This window comes from Paracoccus contaminans (assembly GCF_002105555.1).
Taxonomy (GTDB): Bacteria; Pseudomonadota; Alphaproteobacteria; order Rhodobacterales; family Rhodobacteraceae; genus Paracoccus; species Paracoccus contaminans.
In genome coordinates this window covers 354,959-373,073 of record NZ_CP020612.1, presented here as the reverse complement: position 1 = coordinate 373,073, position 18,115 = coordinate 354,959, and the positions used below count along the sequence as shown (strand labels likewise).

Sequence of the window (18,115 nt, the reverse complement as noted above, 5' to 3'; positions counted from 1 at the left end):
CCTTCTGACTGCGGCCCGGCTGCCCGTCTTGTGCGTGGGCGGCCGAGCGGTTATCTCGATCCATTCTTGCAGACAGCCCATCAGGGACCGCCCATGCGTGCCGAAACCCAAGCCACCGTCGAAGCCATCCGCAAGTCGCTGGGCCTGCTGGCGCAGCGCATGGACTGGGACACCGCGCCGCACCGCCTGGAAGAGATGAACGCCATGATCGAGGATGGCGATCTGTGGTCCGACCCGGCCCGCGCGCAGAAGCTGATGCGCGACCGGCAGGTCCTGTCGGACAAGGTGGAAACCTATCGCCGCATCGACCAGGACCTGCGCGACAATGTCGAGTTGATCGAACTGGGCGAGGCCGAGGATGACGCCGAGATCGTCGCCGAGGCGGAGGCGACGCTGAAATCGCTGGCCGACCTTGCCGCCACCAAGGAGCTTGAGGCGCTGCTGGACGGCGAGGCGGACGGCAACGACACCTTCCTGGAAATCAACGCCGGGGCGGGCGGGACGGAAAGCTGCGACTGGGCGTCGATGCTGGCGCGGATGTACACCCGCTGGGCCGAGAAGAAGGGCTACAAGGTCGAGCTGCAATCCGAAACGGCGGGCGATGAGGCCGGTATCCGCTCGGCCGCCTACAAGATCAGCGGGCCGAACGCCTATGGCTGGCTGAAATCGGAATCGGGCGTGCACCGGCTGGTGCGCATCAGCCCCTATGACAGTGCCGCCCGCCGGCACACGTCGTTCTCATCGGTCTGGGTCTATCCGGTGGTGGACGACAACATCGAGATCGTGATCCCGGACAATGAAATCCGGATCGACACCTATCGGTCCTCTGGTGCTGGCGGTCAGCACGTCAACACGACCGATTCGGCGGTGCGAATCACCCACCTGCCCACCAATATCGTCGTGACCAGTTCGATGAAATCGCAGCACCAGAACCGCGAGATCGCGATGAATGCGCTGCGCTCGCGCCTCTATCAGCTGGAACTGGACAAGCGCAACGCGGCCATCAACGCCGCCCATGAAAGCAAGGGCGATGCCGGCTGGGGAAACCAGATCCGCAGCTATGTCCTGCAGCCCTACCAGATGGTCAAGGATCTGCGCACCGGCTTTGAGACATCCGATACGCAGGGCGTTCTGGACGGCGATCTTGACGGTCTGATGGCCGCGACCCTGGCCCTGGACGTTTCGGGCAAAAGCCGGGCCGAGGCGAACGCCGCCGACTGACCGCGGCCCGGGCCCGGTCCTTGGCGCGCTGATCGGTCCGCCGGCGCAGCCTTGCCCTGCCTTGGGCCGGGGGGGCCAAGATACCCGTGGTGCCGCTCGCGCGCGGCTGTCATGCTGGCCCCAGGACAGGCGGGGGATCGTCAATGCCAACCCGGATCAACCTTGCCCTGCAGGGCGGCGGCGCCCATGGCGCCTTTGCATGGGGCGTTCTGGATCGCCTGCTGGAAGGGGAGGAGATCGAGCTTGCCGGCATCAGCGGCACCTCGGCGGGGGCGCTGAACGGGGCGGCCGTGGCGGCGGGACTGGCGCGGGGCGATGGCCCCGCCGGGCGACGCGCGGCGCGCGCCAATCTCGATCATGTCTGGATGCAGATCGGCCAGTTCAGCGACAACCGCCTGGTGCGCTGGATGGCCAGCATGGCGCCCATCCCCCGCGGAATGCAGCGCCTGGTCGAGATGGTGTCCCCCATGGCCTGGCTCGAGGGCTTTACCCGCGTGTTCAGCCCCTATGACAGCGGTCCGTTCTATACAAACCCTCTGGGCGCGATCATCCGCGAGATGCCGCATCCGCTCGGGCCGGGGCGGCAGGCCGGGCCGCAGCTTTTCGTGACGGCCACGAATGTGCGCACCGGGCGGGTGCGGATCTTCTCGGGCGATGAGGTGACGCCCGAGGCGGTGATGGCCTCGGGCTGCCTGCCGACGCTGTTTCGCGCGGTGCAGATCGACGACCCGGCCACGGGGCGGTCCGAGGCCTATTGGGACGGCGGGTATTCGGGCAATCCGGCCATGTATCCGCTGTTCGTCCCGGCCCTGCCTGCGGATATCGTGATTGTCACGATCAACCCGATGGAACGCGAAGGTATCCCCAAAAGCCCGGTCGAAATCCAGGACCGCATCAACGAGATCAGCTTCAATTCCAGCCTTCTGCGCGAATTGCGGGCCATCCAGTTCATGAAGCGGCTGAACCGCGAGGGCCGCCTGTCGGGCCGCGGCATGAAGGAGCCGCTGATCCACATGATCTCGGATGATGCGCTGATGACCTCGCTGGGCACGCGCACCAAGGTGATGCCCTCGCCGGGCCTGCTGGCGCGGATGAAAGAGGCCGGCCGCGCCGCCGCCGAGGCGTTCCTGGCGGGCGACGCGGCCAATGTCGGGCTGCGCGATTCGGTGGACCTGCCGCGGCTTTACGGCTGACCCCTCATGCCCCGGCCGCGGCGATGCGGGCGGCCAGCCGGGCGTTAGACAGCACCAGCGCGATGTTGGCCGTCAGCGAGCGCCCTTCGGTCAGCGCATAGATGCGGTCGAGCAGGAAGGGCGTGACCTCCTTGGCGGCGATGCCCTGGGCCTGCGCCTCGGCCAGGGCGGCATCGACGACGGGGATCATCTCGGCGCGGGGGATTTCCGATTCCGCCGGGATCGGGTTCACGACCAGTTGCCCGCCGGGGATGCCAAGGGCGCGGCGCATTCGGGCCGCCGCGGCGATCTGCGCCGGATCGTCCAGCCGCAGCGGTGCCGGCAGGCCCGCATCGCGCGACCAGAAGGCGGGGATGGTATCCTGGCCGACGGCGATCACCGGCACGCCCAGCGTCTCCAGCAGCTCGAATGTGCGGGGGATGTCGAGGATCGCCTTGGCCCCGGCGGAAACCACCGTCACCGCCGTTGCGGCCAGCTCGTGAAGATCGGCCGACACGTCCATCGTCGTTTCGACCCCGCGATGCACCCCGCCGATGCCGCCGGTGGCAAAGACGCGGATGCCGGCCAGCGCCGCGCAGATCATGGTGGCGGCGACGGTGGTGGCGCCGGTCCGGCCGGTGGACAGGCAGACGGCCAGATCGGCGCGGCTGACCTTCATCACCGGGCTGGCCTGCGCCAGCCGTTCCAGCGTCGGCTGATCCAGACCGACATGGATGCGCCCGTCCATCAGCGCGATGGTCGCAGGTGTCGCGCCCTCGTCGCGGATGGCCTGTTCCACGTCCCGCGCCATCACCAGGTTCTGCGGATAGGGCATGCCGTGGGTGATGATCGTCGATTCGAGCGCGACGACCGGGCGGCCTGCGTCCAGCGCGGCGCGGACATCAGGCGTGAAGCTTAGCGGCAGATCGGTCATGGGTGATCCTTTCGTCGGGGGCGGGACCGGGGCGCTGCCCCGGACCCCGGGATATTTGCGTGCAGAAGAATGGTCTAGGAACCGGCGACATGGGCGGCGGCGGCGGCGACTGCGGCGGCCAGCGCGGCGGCGCGATCCTGCCCGGCGGCCTCGGCGACGTAATGGGCGGCGAGGAAACAGTCGCCCGCCCCGGTGACGCGGGCGATGGATACCGCCGGCGGCTGGCAGGTCAGCACCTCGGCCCCGCGGGCCGCGCAGGCGGCAGGCCGGGCGCCATCGGTGACCAGAACGCGCGCCGCGCCGCGCGCGATGACGGCAGCGGCAGCCTCGGCCGCGCTTGCGCAGGGATGGCCGGCCAGCGTTTCGGCCTCGGCCCGGTTGAGATAAAGCGTGACATGGGCCGGCCCGATCAGCGGGGCCAGCCGTTCGGCCTTGCCCGGGCTGGCGGGCACGACGCGCAGATCGGCCGCCGCCAGCGCCGGATCACCCGCGATGGCCGACAGCTGCGCCGTGGTCAGGTTGCCGTCCACGACCACCGCCCCGCGCCAGGGCGAACGGGCCGATCCCAGCCGGCCGTCGCGCAGGGGGGCCAGCACCGCCTCGCCCGCCGCCTCGAGCGAATGGGCATCGGCGATGGCGGCGATCAGCCCCTCGGTATCCTCGATGGCCATATAGACATCCGTGGGCAGGCCGGCATCACGGTGGATCCAGTCGATGCCCACGCCCGCCTGGCGTATGGCCGCCAGCAGCGCCTCGCCCTCGGGGTCGCGTCCGACCGCGCCCAGCACCGCCGCCGCCCGCCCGCGCGCGGCCAGCGCGGCCGCCACGTTCAGCGCGACGCCGCCGGGAACATGGCGGATGCGGCCGGGCACATCGGCGCCCGGCGCCATGCGGGTCGGGCTGCGGCCGATCACGTCCCACAGGACGGCGCCGATGCACAGGACGAGCGGGGCGGAAGGCGCCGTCATGCCGGGCGCAGCATCCGGTGCTTTTTCCTGCCGATGCTGATCTTGATGCCCTCGCCGATGTCGCCCAGCGCGGCTTGGGGATCATCCACCTGCCGGTTGTCCAGCCGCAGCCCGCCTTCGGTGATCAGGCGCTTGGCCTCCTTGCCCGAGGAGGCAAGGCCCGACTGCACCAGCATCTGCTGGACGGTCAGCCCCCCCGCCAGAACGGCGGCAGGCAGGGTCACGATTTCCAGATCACCCCCGCCGCCGCCCTGTTCAAAGACCGCGCGCGCCGTCGCCTCGGCCGAGGCCGCGGCCTCGACCCCGTGCAGAAGGGTGGTGACCTCGTTCGCCAGGATCACCTTGGCGGCGTTGATCTCGGACCCGGACAACGCGCCGAGGCGGTCGCATTCGGCAACCGGCAGCTCGGTATAGAGCTTGAGGAAGCGGCCCACATCGGCATCGGTCGTGTTGCGCCAGAACTGCCAGAATTCATAGGGCGACAGCATCGCGCCGTTCAGCCACACCGCGCCGCCCGCCGACTTGCCCATCTTGCGCCCGTCCGAGGTCGTCAGCAGCGGCGAGGTCAGGCCCCAGATTTCCGCATCCAGCACCCGGCGCGTCAGGTCGATGCCGTTGATGATGTTGCCCCATTGATCCGACCCGCCCATCTGCAACCGGCAACCGTGGCGGCGGTGCAGTTCCAGGAAGTCATAGGCCTGAAGGATCATGTAGTTGAATTCCAGGAAGGACAGCGACTGTTCGCGGTCCAGCCGGGATTTCACGGACTCGAACGACAGCATCCGGTTGACCGAGAAATGCCGCCCGATGTCGCGCAGGAAATCGAGATAGTTCAGATCGTCCAGCCATTCGGCGTTGTTCAGCATCATCGCGCCGCCATCGCCGTAATCGAGATAGCGGGCAAAGACCTGCTGCATTCCGTCGATGTTGCGCGCGATGGCGGCGGCGTCCAGCAGGGGGCGTTCCTCGGACCGGAAGGACGGATCGCCCACCTTGGTCGTGCCGCCGCCCATCAGCGTGATGGGGCGGTTGCCGGTCCGCTGGAACCAGCGCAGCATCATGATGTTCAGCAGGTGCCCGACATGCAGCGATGCGGCCGTCGCGTCATAGCCGATATAGGCCGTGACCGGGCCATGGGTCAGCGCCTCATCCAGCGCCGGCAGGTCGGTGCAATCGGCCAGATAGCCGCGTTCGACCATGACGTTCAGGAAGGCGGACTTGGGGCGGTGGGTCATCGGCTTTTTCCCTTTTCCTTTGCGGGCTATACAGGCCCGCCGGGATGAGGAAAAGCCAGAGGGGCCGATGCGGGTTCTGGGAATGATGTCGGGCACCTCGCTGGACGGGGTGGATGGGGCCGTGCTGGACACCGATGGCGAGGCGATCCACGCCTTCGGGCGCACGGGTTTTCGCCCCTATGACGCGGCCGAGGCGGATGTGCTGCATGCCGCGCTGGGCCGCTGGCCCGGACAGCCCGGTGTGGACAGGGCCGCTGCCCTGTCCGAGGCGGCGCATGCGGCGCTTGCGGCCGATTTCCCCGAGGCGGCGGTCATCGGCTTTCACGGCCAGACGCTGGCCCATGACCCGGCCCGCCGGCGCACCCACCAGGCGGGGCAGGGCTGGCGGCTGGCGCGGGCCACGGGCCGCCCGGTCGTGTGGGACTTTCGCACCGAGGACATGCGCAGGGGCGGCGAGGGGGCGCCGCTGGTGCCGTTCTTTCATCATGCGCTGGCCCGCTGGGCGATGGGGCAGGGGCTGCTGCCCGCAGCGCCGGTGGTGTTCCTCAATCTGGGCGGGGTCGGCAACCTGACCTGGTGTGACCCCTGCGATCCCGATCCCGCGGCGGCCTGCCTGGCCTTTGATACCGGGCCGGCCAATGCGCCGCTGAACGATCTGATGCGCGCCCGGCGTGGGGCCGCGCGCGACGAAGGCGGGCGGCTGGCGGCCGCAGGCACGCCCTGCGAGGCGTCGCTGGCCGCATTTCTGCGCCATCCCTATTTCGCCCGTCGCGCCCCCAAATCGCTCGACCGCGACGCCTTTGGGGCGCTGGGCGCCGCGGTGGCCGCGATGACGGATGCCGATGCGGCGGCCACGCTGGTCCACGCCGCCGCCGCCGCCGTCGCCCGGGGGCTCGAACTGCTGCCGCGCCGGCCGGCGGCGATGCTGGCATGCGGGGGCGGGCGGCATAACGGGGCGCTGATGGCGGCGCTCAAGGCCCGCTGCGGCCTGCCGATCCGGCCGGTCGAGGCGGCGGGCCTTGATGGAGACATGGTCGAGGCGCAGGCCTTTGCCTTTCTGGCCGCGCGGGTGTTGCGAGGGTTGCCGACCTCGGCCCCGTCGATCACCGGGGTTCCGGCGCCGGTCTGCGGCGGGCGGATCAGCGTGCCGGGCTGTGATGACGCTTTCGTGGGGTCCGGAACGCTTGGCCGAAAGGATGCGTTTGCAGACCGAAGCGGGGCTGATCTCTCCCCGCCGGATACTTTGAAAGGATCTTTACGATGAAAACCCTGCTTCTCGCTGCTACCTCGTCGCTGGCACTGACCGGTTTTGCGATGGCCCAGACGACCACGACGCAGACCCACACCGCGGTGACCAACCCCGCCGCCGCGGCCGGTGACAAGATGGAAGATGCGGCGGATGCAGCCGAAAGCGCGATGGACAAGGCCGGCAACAAGGTTGACGAGGCGGTGACGACCTCTGCCGCCGACAAGGCCGAGGACGCCGCCGACCGCGCCGAGGACGCCGCCGATGCGGCCGAGGGCAAGGCAGACGCGGCAGTGACCGCCGGCACGGCCGCGACCGCGACGACCGTCACCACCACCGATGCGCCCGCGGCTGCCGCGCCGGCGACCACTGATACGGCAGCGGCCGCCGCTCCTGCCGCCGCGGTGGCCCCGGATGTCAACGCGCCCGTCCTGTCGGCCGAAAACCCCGGCATGCTGGGCTCGTGGATCATGAACCGTCGCATCTGGACGACCAACCAGCCCTCGTCCTCGGCCTGGAACAATACCACGCTGACCGAGCGTCCCGCCGACTGGACGGACATCGCCAAGGTGGACGACATCGTTCTTGATCCGCAGGGTAATGTGCTGGGCTATATCGCCGATATCGGCGGCTTCCTGGGCCTGGGCGCCAAGCGCGTGCTGCTGGGCAAGGATGCCCTGCATTTTGCCCGCGTCGGCGATGACGAGTTCTACGCGACGAACTTCACCAAGGAAGAGCTTCAGGCCCTGCCAGAATTCGACGCGACGACCGTGATGAAGTAATCGCCCCTGCCGCTGTGCCGGGACGGAAAGGGGCGCCTGCGGGCGCCCCTTTTGCGTGCATCGGCGGATATCCGCGGAACCCTGCGCAGGTCAGGCCGTTATAGCTGCGATGCCTGAAGCACCGGCGGGCACACGGACCCAGAACAGACATAGGATCCAGATAATGCACATCAAACAGCTTTTCGGAACCGCAGCGGCCCTGTCGCTGGTTGCAGCCGGCGCGCTCGCCCAGACGGCGGCCGATACCGCCGCGGCCCCTGCCGCAGGCGCTGTCGCCTCGCCGGCTGCCGACGCGAATGCCGTTGCCGTTCCCGGCGGACAGGTGGTTGTCCAGCAGGCCGAGCCGACCGTCAATGTCAATGTGCCCACCCCTGAGGTCAAGGTCAACCAGCCGGCCCCGCAGGTGACCGTCGAGCAGCCCGAGCCGACCGTGACCGTCACCCAGGCCCCGCCCGAAGTGAATGTCGAGCAGTGCGCCCCCAAGATCACCGTGACGCAGGCCGAGCCGAACGTCACCGTGAACATCCCCCAGCCGATCGTTTCGGTTTCGCTGCCCGATCCCGAAGTCACCGTGGGCGAGGCCAAGCCGGTCGTCACCGTGGATGTGCCGCAGCCGGTGGTGTCCTTCGTTCAGCCCGAACCCAAGGTCGTCGTCCAGGGCGCCGAGGCCAAGGTCAACGTGACCGACGCCCAGGCCCAGGTCGAGGTGACCAAGGCTCAGGAAGCCCAAGTCGAGATTCGCCAGAACGAGCCCACCGTTGCCGTTCAGCAGGCGGGCGATGCGCAGGTCAATGTGGCGGCCGCCCCGGCCCCGCAGGTCGATGTGCAGCAGGCCGGGCAGGCCCAGGTCAATGTCCAGCAGGGCGATGCGGCCGTCAACGTGACCGGCGCGAACGGCGCCGCTGTCGCCGTGGCGCCGGTGATGGCCTCGGATATCGCGCTGCGCGAGGGCTATACCGCTGTTCCCGCCGGCGAGGTGACCGGCGAGGGGCTGGACGGCCTGCAGGTCTTTGCCCGCGACGGCAATGACTGGAAGGAAATCGGCGAGATCGACGCCTTCGACAAGGCCGCCAATTCGGCGATCGTCGCGGTCGGCGGCTTCCTGAACATGGGTGAGCGTCAGGTGGCCTATCCGCTGGACCAGATCTCGTTCCAGCGCACCGCTGCGGGCGATCTTGAAGCCTATGTCGGCACGCCCGCCGACCAGATCGAGAACCTGCCGGAATACAAGGCCGCCAACTAAGCGGCCCCGATCCGGGGATCGGCAAAGGCTCCGCGAAAGCGGAGCCTTTCTTTTTGCCCACTGACGGTTCAGGCACGCGCTTTGGCGCTTGACCTGGTCATGGGGGCTGCGTAAACCCGCCGCACCCCGGAGGCGATCTGGGTGTGGTTGGGCGGTTGTAGCTCAGTTGGTTAGAGTACCGGCCTGTCACGCCGGGGGTCGCGGGTTCGAGCCCCGTCAACCGCGCCACAACCACGCCATTGATCGCCTTGGGAGGATGCGCGGTTGTAGCTCAGTTGGTTAGAGTACCGGCCTGTCACGCCGGGGGTCGCGGGTTCGAGCCCCGTCAACCGCGCCATTCCATCCCCCCTGATTGTCGCCATTATTTAGCCGGGCGTCGCTTTCGCCCGATGGTCGGCCTTCCTTTGCTTGGCCGCGGGTTGCCTACGGCCTTTATCATCCCGCCCGGCCCTTGCTATGCTGCGCCATCCGATACGATCAGGAGACGCCGATGGCACGCGGAATCGATTACGGCGGGATGATGCACCGCGCCATGCAGGGCCTGATTGCCGACGTGCTGCAGGGCGTGGCCGAAAGCGGCCTGCCGGGCGAGCATCACTTCTTCATCACCTTCGACACGCGCGACGAGGGGGTGCAGATGGCCGATTGGCTGCGCGCGCGCTATCCCGAGGAAATGACGATCGTCATCCAGCACTGGTTCGACAACCTGACGGTCACGCATGAAGGGTTCTCGGTCACGCTCAACTTCGGCAACTCGCCCGAGCCGCTGTATATTCCCTTTGATTCGCTGCGCACCTTCGTGGACCCTTCGGTGGAATTCGGGCTGAGGTTCGAAACGCAGGACGGCCAGGACGATCCCGATTCGGATGAGGCGCCGCTTGCCGAGCACGCCGCCCCTGTTTCGACTGTCCCGGAACGCAAGGGCGATGGGGCCGAGGTGGTCAGCCTCGACAAGTGGCGCAAATGATGCTGTCGCAGGACTGACATTTTTGTGCGGCGCAACCGTCATGCGCTGGCGATAGGTGGGCTGACAGCAAAACCGTCGCGAGCGCATGATGTCCGACCTGTCACTTTTTCTTGGCCAGCTGATCCGCCGGCCGTCCGAAATCCGCGCCATCGCCCCCACTGCCAGTGCCGCCGCACGCGAAATGGCGCGCAACGTCGATCCCGCGATGGGCGCCGTGGCCGAGATCGGGGCAGGCACCGGCACGATCACCCGCGCCATCCTGGATCGCGGCCTGCCGCCTGAACGGCTGGAGCTGTATGAGCTGAATGCCGCCTTCTGCGAGCGGCTGCGCCAGTCCTTTCCCGGCGTGACGGTTCACAACCGGCCGGCGCAGGACATGGTGAATGTGGGGCGGCGCGGCCTGGATGCGGTGATTTCGGGCGTGCCCACGCTGCCGATGTCGGACGAGATGCAACATGCCATCGTGGGGGCCGCGCTGTGGATGCTCAAGCCCGGCGCGCCCTTCGTGCAGATCACCTATGGCACCCAGCCGCCCCTGTCGGAAAGGGTGCGGGCCGATCTGGGGCTGGTCCATACGCGCAGCCGGCGCATCTGGATGAACCTGCCGCCCGCGCGGGTTTACGTCTTTCGGCAGGAGGGCGCTGCCGGCTGAAGGCTGGCGGGCGGGGGCGCGGCGGCTTTGCACGCGGCTTTGCTGCCCATCAGCGGCCGGGCGTTCTGCAGGTGCCGGATGGCCAGCTTGCGCCCCATCCGGCCGCTGGCCAGCGGCCGTGCGGCCGCAACGGGCTGACCCGCCAGTTCGGGGAACAGGGCCAGGATCTCGGCGCGCGCGGCCGCGCCGACGGATTTCAGCGCCTCGGGCCCGGCCAGCAGCGATTCGGTCTGCGCCCCGTTCGAGAAGACGATCTGGTGGCGGTCGAACATGAAATGGACATAGCTGACCGTATCCAGGTCGAGCGCGATGTCGATCCCGTCCAGCTGACACAGCTGCTTGGCGGCGACCAGCACCTCGGCATGGCCGAACATCCGCTGTGCGATGCGCGAGCGCACAAGAACGCGGTGCTGCGGCGACAGGATCAGGTCGTTTGACGGCGTGCCGTCACCCAGCGCGCCTGCGCGGATGCGGATGGGGCGCAATTGCGGATGCAGGGCCAGCCGCCCGGCATCGACCCTCTGCCGACCGATCCAGCGGATCGGCTGCATCCCCTCATCGCGCGTGCGCACCCAATCGCCGATTGCCAGATCGCCCGCGGCGACCGGGCCGCGCGCGGTGTCGATCAAGGTATCGGCCGCAAAGCACACCACATCGGCCGGCTCGGCGCAAAGGGGGGCAAAGTCCCGGATCAGCCCTGCCGGCGAAGCCGGCTCGCCCGGATCGAGCCGGCGGGGCGTGTAGAGCGTGAAGGCATCGGGCCAGCCCTCGCCGCACAGGGCCAGCACCGGCTCGCGTCCGGGATCGTCCCCTTGGGGGCCGCGCAGCTCGCCCGCCCCGTCCGGTGCAAGCGCGGCGGCCAGATCCTGCGGGCCGGCCAGCCCGCTGCCCGCGCCGTCCTCGACCTCGATCACCTGCGCCTTGCCGCTTGAGGCGATCCTTCCGCCCGCAACGGCATATCGGTAAAGCGTGAGGGCGAGCGTCGCCACGGTGGTTTCCTGTGCTGGCCGTTCCGGCACAATCCCCCATCCGGCCCCCGGACGCCAGACGCCGCGTTCTCCGCCGCATGGGCAGGCGCCCCGGCAGCCAGCCCATGGCGCGCGATTGCCAATCGGCCGGCACGGCCCTAGAACCTTCACGCGCCAGTGATCCGAGAGGGATGCCATGACCGGGACGACCCGCACCGAAACCGACAGCTTTGGCCCGCTTGAGGTTGACGCCTCGAAATACTGGGGCGCGCAGACCCAGCGCAGCCTGGGCAATTTCAAGATCGGCTGGGAAAAGCAGCCCGTGGCGGTCATTCGCGCGCTGGGCGTCATCAAGCAGGCCGCCGCACGGGTCAACATGGCCACCGGCAAGCTGGACCCGGCTATCGGCGAGGCGATGGTCAGCGCCGCGCAAGAGGTGATCGACGGCAAGCTGGACGACAACTTCCCCTTGGCGGTCTGGCAGACCGGATCGGGCACGCAGTCGAACATGAATGCGAACGAGGTCATTTCCAACCGCGCCATCGAGATGCTGGGCGGGCAGATGGGCAGCAAGAAGCCCGTTCACCCCAATGACCATGTCAACATGGGCCAGTCGTCCAACGACACCTTTCCGACGGCGATGCATGTCGCCATCGGCATGGTCGCCCGGGACGTGCTGATCCCCGGGCTTGAGCATCTCGCGCAGGCGCTTGAGGCCAAGCGGGACGAGTTCCGCGACATCATCAAGATCGGCCGCACCCATACGCAGGACGCGACCCCCCTGACGCTGGGGCAGGAATTCGGCGGCTATGCCCATCAGGTCCGCATGGGGATCGAACGGGTCAAGCTGTGCTTGCCGCAGATCTATGAGCTGGCGCAGGGCGGCACCGCCGTCGGCACCGGGCTGAACACGAAAAAGGGCTGGGACACCGCCATCGCGGCGGAGATCGCCGCGATCACCGGCCTGCCCTTTGTCACCGCCCCCAACAAGTTCGAGGCGCTGGCCGCCCATGACGCGATGGTGTTCTTTCACGGCGCGCTGAAAACCATCGCGGCGAGCCTGTTCAAGATCGCCAACGACTTGCGCCTGCTCGGCTCTGGCCCCCGTTCGGGCCTGGGCGAGCTGATCCTGCCGGAAAACGAGCCGGGCAGCTCGATCATGCCCGGCAAGGTCAACCCGACCCAGGCCGAGGCGCTGACGATGGTCTGCGCCCATGTGATGGGCAACGATGCCGCCGTCGGCTTTGCCGGCAGCCAGGGGCATTTCGAGCTGAACGTCTATAACCCGATGATGTCCTATAATGTGCTGCAATCCATGCAGCTGCTGGGCGACGCGGCGGTGTCGTTCACCGACAACATGGTGGTGGGCACGCAGGCGAACACCGCGCGGATCGAAAAGCTGATGAAGGAAAGCCTGATGCTGGTCACGGCGCTGGCCCCCACCATCGGCTATGACAACGCCACCAAGGTCGCCAAGACCGCGCACAAGAACGGCACCACGCTGCGCGAGGAGGCCGTGGGCCTTGGGCTTGTCACCGAGGAGGAGTTCGACCGGATCGTGCGCCCCGAACAGATGGTCGGCCCCGAGGACTGACCCGCAGGGCGCAGCCTTTCCCCGACGCTGCCCGCCCCCTTGCGGCGTTGCGGCGGGGAGGCTCGCCGCCGGGCAGAGGCAGGCTTTCGCCAAGGGCGGCTCTGTGCTTTGCTTGGCCATCCCCGTGACGATCGCCCTTATCGGAAGCTTGCCGCAATGACCGACCTGACCTTTCCCGCCCCTGAGTGGCCGGCCCTGCCTGTGGCGGGGCAGGGCGCGCGCTTTCCTGTGCGCCGCATCTTCTGCGTGGGGCGCAACTATGCCGCCCATGCCGCCGAGATGGGCACCGAGGTGGACCGCGAGGCGCCGTTCTATTTCACCAAATCCGCGCTGGCGCTGGTCGATTCGGGCAGCGTGCTGCCCTATCCGCCGGGCACCGCCGATCTGCATCATGAAATGGAACTGGTCGTCGCGCTGGGCGCGACCGGATTCCAACTGCGCCCAGAGGACGCGATGAGGCTGGTCTTCGGCTATGCGGCCGGGCTGGACATGACGCGGCGCGATCTTCAGGCCGCGGCCAAGGCCAAGCAGCGGCCCTGGTCGCTGGGCAAGGATTTCGAAGGGGGCGCCGTCATTGCGCCGATCACCCCCGCCGCGGATTTCGGCTTGCCGGCGGGGCAGCGGATCAGCCTGTGGGTCGATGGCGCGCTGCGCCAGGATGCGCGGCTGTCTGACATGGTATGGACCGTACCGGATCTGGTGGCCGACCTGTCGCGATTCTATCACCTGTCGCCGGGCGACGTGATCTTCACCGGCACCCCGGCGGGCGTCGGCCCGGTCGGGCCGGGCGCCCGCATCCGGGGCGAGATCGAGGGGTTGGAGCCGGTGACGCTGACCCTGGCCGATCCGGACTGAACCGGACGGGCCGAGGGCGCAGCGGCCCTACAGCTTTTCGCCCATCGGCCGGCGCGTTGCCCCGCGGCGCTGGCGCGCCTCGCGCAGATGGGACAGGCGCGCGGCGGCCGGGCCGGGCGGGGGCAGGGACAGCACGGCGCGGCGCAGCGCCTCGATCCCGTCCTCGGACCGGGCGGGCAGGGTGTCGGGGTCGATCGGGGCGCCGATCGTGATGCGATAGGTATGCCCGGCCTTGTTCAGCACCTCGTTGAACAGCGTGACATCGCGCAGCGTCGGATGCAGCGCATCCAGCATATAGAACAGGGCCGAGTTTCGCGCCCGGATGTTCAGCGGGATGACCGGCACCGCGAACTTGCGCGCGATCATCGCGGCCGAGGCCATCCAGGGCCGTTCGTGCAGCGTCAGCCAGCGCCGCTTGGCCAGCCGCCCCGAGGGAAAGATCAGCCCGATGCGGCCCTGTCCCAGCGCGCGGCGCGTATAGTCCATCGTGTAGCGCGTCTTGGCATGGGTGCGCTTTTCCATCCGCCATTCGACCGGGGCGATCAGTTCCTCGGTCTGGGGCAGAACGCGGATCATGTCATGATTGGCATAGATGAACAGATCGTCCCGCACAGCCGAAACCACCGCATGCAGCACGATTCCATCGGCGATCCCGGTTGGGTGGTTCGCCACGATCAGCGCAGGCCCCGTCGCGGGGATGTTTTCCAGCCCCGTCACGCGGATGTCGCGCACGATCAGCGCCGAGACGCGGCGCATGATCTCCTCGGCCGGCAGGTCGCGGAACTCGGCCGCCAGTTCGATCGAGCGCGGATAGTGCAGCAGCCGCATCATCACCGCGCGGGCGAGCGTGTGATGGGGCTTGCCCGAATACAGCCAAGGCGCCCGTTCGGCGATCAGCGGGTCCAGCCGCTGCTGCATCTCCTCGCGCGGCGTCAGGGCAGACGCCGCCAAGCGGCCGGTGTCGGGCAACTGGCTCATTGCCCGAGTATCGACGTGATGGAACCGCCCGGCAAGACGGCTCAGGCCCGGGCGGCAAGAATGCGCGTGACCATCTCGGCCGTGTTGCCCGAAAGACCCGGCAGCGCGGCGATCCGTTCCAGCGCGCGGCGGGCATGGGCGCGCCGGCCTTCGTCATAGCGCGGCCAGGTTTCCAGCAGCGAACACATCCGCGCCGCGATCTGCGGGTTGACCGGGTCGATGCGGATCAGCCAGTCGGCAACGAAATCATAGCCCGACCCGTCCGCCGCATGCAGCGCCGCATGGTTCGCCCCAAAACCGCCGATCAGCGCCCGAAAGCGGTTCGGGTTCCTGATGTCGAAATCGGGCCGTGCGGCAAGGGCGCGGGCAACCGGCAGCGCCCGGTCCGGCGCGGCGGCCATGGGCTGCACGGTAAAGAACTTGTCCATGACCAGCCGGTTGCCGGCGAACCGCTGTTCCATCCAGGCCAGCGCCCCTTCGGCCCGGCCGGCACGGATCAGCTGCGTCAGCGCGCCCATCCGTTCGGTCATGTTGCCGGCCCTGTCCCATACCGCCTGCGCCCGCTCGCCCCCGTCGATGCGTGAAAGCAGTGCAAGCGCCGCCAGCCGGGCGCTGCGGGCGCCCGATTGCGCGGCGTCGGGCGCATAGGGCAGGGGGCAGTCCATTTCCGCCATGATCTGGTCCAGCACCCGCGCATGGTCGGTGGCCAGTTCCGTCATCAGCGCCTCGCGGGCGCGGTGGATGGCGTCGGGGTCGGGAACCGCACCGCGCCGGGCCATCTCGGCGGCGATCTCGTCCTCGGCGGGCAGGCGCAGCATCAGCGCCAGGAAGGCCGGGTCCATCGCCCGCTCCGCCAGCACGCCGCCATAGGCATAGGACAGCGCCGGGTCCGAGCCGGCCCCTGCGGCCATCGCCACCAGGCTGTCCATCGCCAGGCTGTCCGCGGCCTCCCACCGGGCAAAGGGGTCGGTGTCGTGGGCGACCAGCAGCGCCCGTTCGCTGCGGCTGATCCGGCGGTCCACCGTCACGGGGGCGGAAAAGCCGCGCAGCAGCGACACGACCGGACGCCCGCCCAGCCCGTCGAAGGCAAAGGACTGCTCGGCATCCGTCATCTCCAGCACCCGCGTCGGCACCACCTCGTCCCCGTTCGGGGACAGCAGCCCCACGGCGATCGGAATCACCCGCGGCGGCTTGTCGGGCTGGCCGGGCGTCGGCGCCGTATCCTGGCGAAAGCGCAGCGTCAGCCGCCCCGCGCCCTGGTCCCAGTCCTCGGCCATCGTCAGGCGGGGCGTGCCGGCATCGGTGTACCAGCGCTTGAACTGGGTCAGGTCGCGGCCGGTCGCATCCTCGAACACCTTCAGCCAGTCCTCGATCGTGCAGGCCTGCCCGTCATGGCGGTCGAAATACAGATCCAGCGCCCGGCGATAGCCGTCATCGCCCACCAGCCGCCTGAGCATCCCGATCACCTCGGCGCCCTTTTCATAGACCGTCGCGGTGTAGAAATTGTTGATTTCCTCGTAGCGGTCGGGCCGGGGCGGGTGCGCCAAGGGGCCTGCATCCTCGCGGAACTGGCGGGCGCGCAGCGTGACCACGTCCTCGATCCGCTTGACCGCGGCTGAGCGCATGTCGGAGGTGAACTGCTGGTCGCGAAAGACGGTCAGCCCCTCTTTGAGGCACAGCTGGAACCAGTCGCGGCAGGTGATGCGGTTGCCTGTCCAATTGTGGAAATATTCATGGGCGATGACGGCCTCGATCCGTTCATAGTCGCTGTCGGTCGCCGTCTCGGGGCTGGCCAGGACCAGCCGGGAATTGAAGATGTTCAACCCCTTGTTTTCCATCGCGCCCATGTTGAAATCATCGACGGCGACGATGTTGAACACGTCAAGGTCATATTCGCGGCCATAGGCCGTCTCGTCCCAGCGCATCGCCTTGACCAGCGATTCCAGCGCAAAGCCGGCCCTGTCCTCGTCGCCCGGCCGCACCCAGACGTTCAGCGCGACCTCGCGCCCCGACGATGTGGCAAAGCGGCCGCTGACGGCGCGCAGATCGCCCGCGACCAGCGCGAACAGATAAGCGGGCTTGGGCCAGGGATCATGCCATTCGGCCCAGCCGGGGCCGCTGGCAACCGGGTTGCCGTTCGACAGCAGCACCGGCATGTCCGACCGCAGCGTCACGCGGAAGGGGGCCATCACGTCCGGCCGGTCGGGATACCAGGTGATGTGACGAAAGCCTTCCGCCTCGCATTGCGTGCAGAAGATGCCGCCCGACAGATACAGCCCTTCCAGCGCGGTATTGGCCTCGGGGTCGATCTCGACGGTGCAGGAGAGGGTAAAGCGCCCCTCGGGCAGCGCCCTGTCGCCGATGGTCAGCGCCTCCCCGCCGATCGCCAGCGCCTCGGGCGGCACCGCCGCGCCGTCGATGCAGACCGAAAGGGTGTGCAGCCCCGCCCCGCCGTCCAGCACCAGAGGCCCCGGCCCCGTGCGTTCCAGCGCCAGTTCCGAGCGAACGCAGCTGCCCCGCGGGGCCAGCGTGATGTCCAGACGCGTTTCGATCAGGCGGAAGGGCCAGGGGCGGTAATCGGCAAGAAAGCGGGTTTCGGCCATTGGTTGCGTCCCTCGGGGGAAAATGTTTGGAGTGCGGAACTTGTACTATTGGCGCGTGTTAAGCGCAGGATAAGCGGGTCGCAAGCACACCTTCCCCGACCGGGAACAGGCAGGCGGGCGATCCGGCAGTCAGCAGATTTTCAAGGAGACCATGATGGCCAACTACGATCCGAACGATCCCCGCCGCACCGACGCAACCGATCCGCATCGTCCGGTCGATCCCAGCGGCCGGTCCACTGTGGTGACCGAAACCTATGTCGAGCCGGTCGAGAAGAAGGCCTCGCCCCTGCCGCTGATCATCGGTATCCTGCTGGCGCTGGCGCTTGCCTGGTGGCTGCTGTCCACCTTCATGGGCAACAAAGAGACGACCGCCGACACCACCACGACCACGACCACCGCCCCGGCGACGACCACGACCACCACCCCGGCCACCACCACCACGGCACCGGCTGCGGCGACCACCACCACGACGACCGATACCGCGCCGGCCGCGAGCTCGACCTCCAGCACCACGACCGCGCCTGCCGCCACGACGACCGCTCCTGCCGCCACCACCGGCGCGGCTGACAGCGCGGCCAGCTCGACCTCGGGGACCACGACCACCACCACGACCGCCCCGGTCACGACGCCTTCGTCGAACTAAGGCAGACGGGCCCAGACTGCCCCGCCGGATGTGCCGGCACGGGGCAGCCTATCC

At 68.6% G+C, this 18,115-nt stretch carries 16 protein-coding genes and 2 tRNA genes; 12 read left to right on the top strand and 6 right to left on the bottom strand.

Features of this window, described 5'->3' with window-relative positions:
* Window positions 1–93: 93 nt before the first annotated feature.
* Both prfB and B0A89_RS01825 read left to right on the top strand, forming a co-directional pair.
* The gene (gene prfB, locus B0A89_RS01830; protein WP_085376678.1) at window positions 94–1,221 is read left to right on the top strand and encodes a peptide chain release factor 2; all 1,128 of its coding nucleotides are present in this window, start codon (window positions 94–96) and stop codon (window positions 1,219–1,221) included.
* Between the two features lie 143 nt (window positions 1,222–1,364).
* Window positions 1,365–2,414 carry a patatin-like phospholipase family protein gene (locus B0A89_RS01825; RefSeq protein WP_085376677.1) on the top strand — a complete coding sequence of 350 codons (1,050 nt, stop codon included), beginning with the start codon at window positions 1,365–1,367 and terminating at the stop codon, window positions 2,412–2,414.
* A 4-nt stretch (window positions 2,415–2,418) separates the two neighbouring features.
* Here B0A89_RS01825 and B0A89_RS01820 read toward each other — a convergent pair whose 3' ends face one another.
* From B0A89_RS01820 to tyrS, 3 genes are all read right to left on the bottom strand, one after another.
* Window positions 2,419–3,327 (bottom strand): pseudouridine-5'-phosphate glycosidase, encoded by a 909-nt coding sequence (locus B0A89_RS01820; RefSeq protein ID WP_085376676.1) that lies wholly within the window; start codon window positions 3,325–3,327, stop codon window positions 2,419–2,421.
* Window positions 3,328–3,401: 74 nt separating this feature from the next.
* The gene (locus tag B0A89_RS01815) at window positions 3,402–4,295 is read right to left on the bottom strand and encodes a PfkB family carbohydrate kinase (protein ID WP_085376675.1); all 894 of its coding nucleotides are present in this window, start codon (window positions 4,293–4,295) and stop codon (window positions 3,402–3,404) included.
* Window positions 4,292–5,530, bottom strand: coding sequence for a tyrosine--tRNA ligase (gene tyrS, locus B0A89_RS01810; RefSeq protein ID WP_085376674.1), 1,239 nt, complete (start codon window positions 5,528–5,530; stop codon window positions 4,292–4,294). The genes B0A89_RS01815 and tyrS overlap by 4 nt, the downstream gene beginning before the upstream one ends.
* Before the next feature lie 67 nt (window positions 5,531–5,597).
* Here tyrS and B0A89_RS01805 point away from each other — a divergent pair, with 67 nt between their 5' ends.
* From B0A89_RS01805 to B0A89_RS01775, 7 genes are all read left to right on the top strand, one after another.
* Complete coding sequence (locus tag B0A89_RS01805) at window positions 5,598–6,794, top strand: anhydro-N-acetylmuramic acid kinase (protein ID WP_085376673.1); 1,197 nt, start codon at window positions 5,598–5,600, stop codon at window positions 6,792–6,794.
* Complete coding sequence (locus tag B0A89_RS01800) at window positions 6,791–7,558, top strand: PRC-barrel domain-containing protein (RefSeq protein WP_085376672.1); 768 nt, start codon at window positions 6,791–6,793, stop codon at window positions 7,556–7,558. Before B0A89_RS01805 ends, B0A89_RS01800 begins: the two co-directional genes overlap by 4 nt.
* A gap of 163 nt (window positions 7,559–7,721) precedes the next feature.
* Complete coding sequence (locus B0A89_RS01795) at window positions 7,722–8,801, top strand: hypothetical protein (protein ID WP_085376671.1); 1,080 nt, start codon at window positions 7,722–7,724, stop codon at window positions 8,799–8,801.
* 151 nt (window positions 8,802–8,952) lie between these two features.
* Window positions 8,953–9,029: transfer RNA gene (locus B0A89_RS01790), tRNA-Asp, on the top strand.
* A 32-nt stretch (window positions 9,030–9,061) separates the two neighbouring features.
* Window positions 9,062–9,138: transfer RNA gene (locus tag B0A89_RS01785), tRNA-Asp, on the top strand.
* Between the two features lie 153 nt (window positions 9,139–9,291).
* Complete coding sequence (locus B0A89_RS01780; protein WP_085376670.1) at window positions 9,292–9,768, top strand: SspB family protein; 477 nt, start codon at window positions 9,292–9,294, stop codon at window positions 9,766–9,768.
* 85 nt (window positions 9,769–9,853) lie between these two features.
* The gene (locus tag B0A89_RS01775) at window positions 9,854–10,420 is read left to right on the top strand and encodes a class I SAM-dependent methyltransferase (RefSeq protein ID WP_085376669.1); all 567 of its coding nucleotides are present in this window, start codon (window positions 9,854–9,856) and stop codon (window positions 10,418–10,420) included.
* On the opposite strand, the gene B0A89_RS01770 is transcribed toward B0A89_RS01775, so the two are convergent.
* Window positions 10,387–11,409 (bottom strand): Hint domain-containing protein, encoded by a 1,023-nt coding sequence (locus B0A89_RS01770; protein ID WP_240558596.1) that lies wholly within the window; start codon window positions 11,407–11,409, stop codon window positions 10,387–10,389. The genes B0A89_RS01775 and B0A89_RS01770 overlap by 34 nt on opposite strands.
* 175 nt (window positions 11,410–11,584) lie before the next feature.
* On the opposite strand from B0A89_RS01770, the gene fumC reads away from it, so the two are divergent.
* On the top strand, window positions 11,585–12,982 hold the full coding sequence (gene fumC / locus B0A89_RS01765) for a class II fumarate hydratase (RefSeq protein ID WP_085376668.1): 1,398 nt from the start codon (window positions 11,585–11,587) through the stop codon (window positions 12,980–12,982).
* Between the two features lie 156 nt (window positions 12,983–13,138).
* Entirely contained in the window at window positions 13,139–13,837 is a 699-nt protein-coding gene (locus tag B0A89_RS01760; RefSeq protein WP_085376667.1) for a fumarylacetoacetate hydrolase family protein, read from the top strand.
* A gap of 27 nt (window positions 13,838–13,864) precedes the next feature.
* Here B0A89_RS01760 and B0A89_RS01755 read toward each other — a convergent pair whose 3' ends face one another.
* Together B0A89_RS01755 and pepN are read right to left on the bottom strand one after the other, a co-directional pair.
* Window positions 13,865–14,815 carry a 1-acyl-sn-glycerol-3-phosphate acyltransferase gene (locus B0A89_RS01755; RefSeq protein WP_240558595.1) on the bottom strand — a complete coding sequence of 317 codons (951 nt, stop codon included), beginning with the start codon at window positions 14,813–14,815 and terminating at the stop codon, window positions 13,865–13,867.
* A 41-nt stretch (window positions 14,816–14,856) separates the two neighbouring features.
* Window positions 14,857–17,418 (bottom strand): aminopeptidase N, encoded by a 2,562-nt coding sequence (pepN, locus tag B0A89_RS01750; RefSeq protein ID WP_085376666.1) that lies wholly within the window; start codon window positions 17,416–17,418, stop codon window positions 14,857–14,859.
* A gap of 154 nt (window positions 17,419–17,572) precedes the next feature.
* On the opposite strand from pepN, the gene B0A89_RS14905 reads away from it, so the two are divergent.
* Complete coding sequence (locus B0A89_RS14905) at window positions 17,573–18,061, top strand: hypothetical protein (RefSeq protein WP_205949765.1); 489 nt, start codon at window positions 17,573–17,575, stop codon at window positions 18,059–18,061.
* Window positions 18,062–18,115 lie beyond the last annotated feature (54 nt).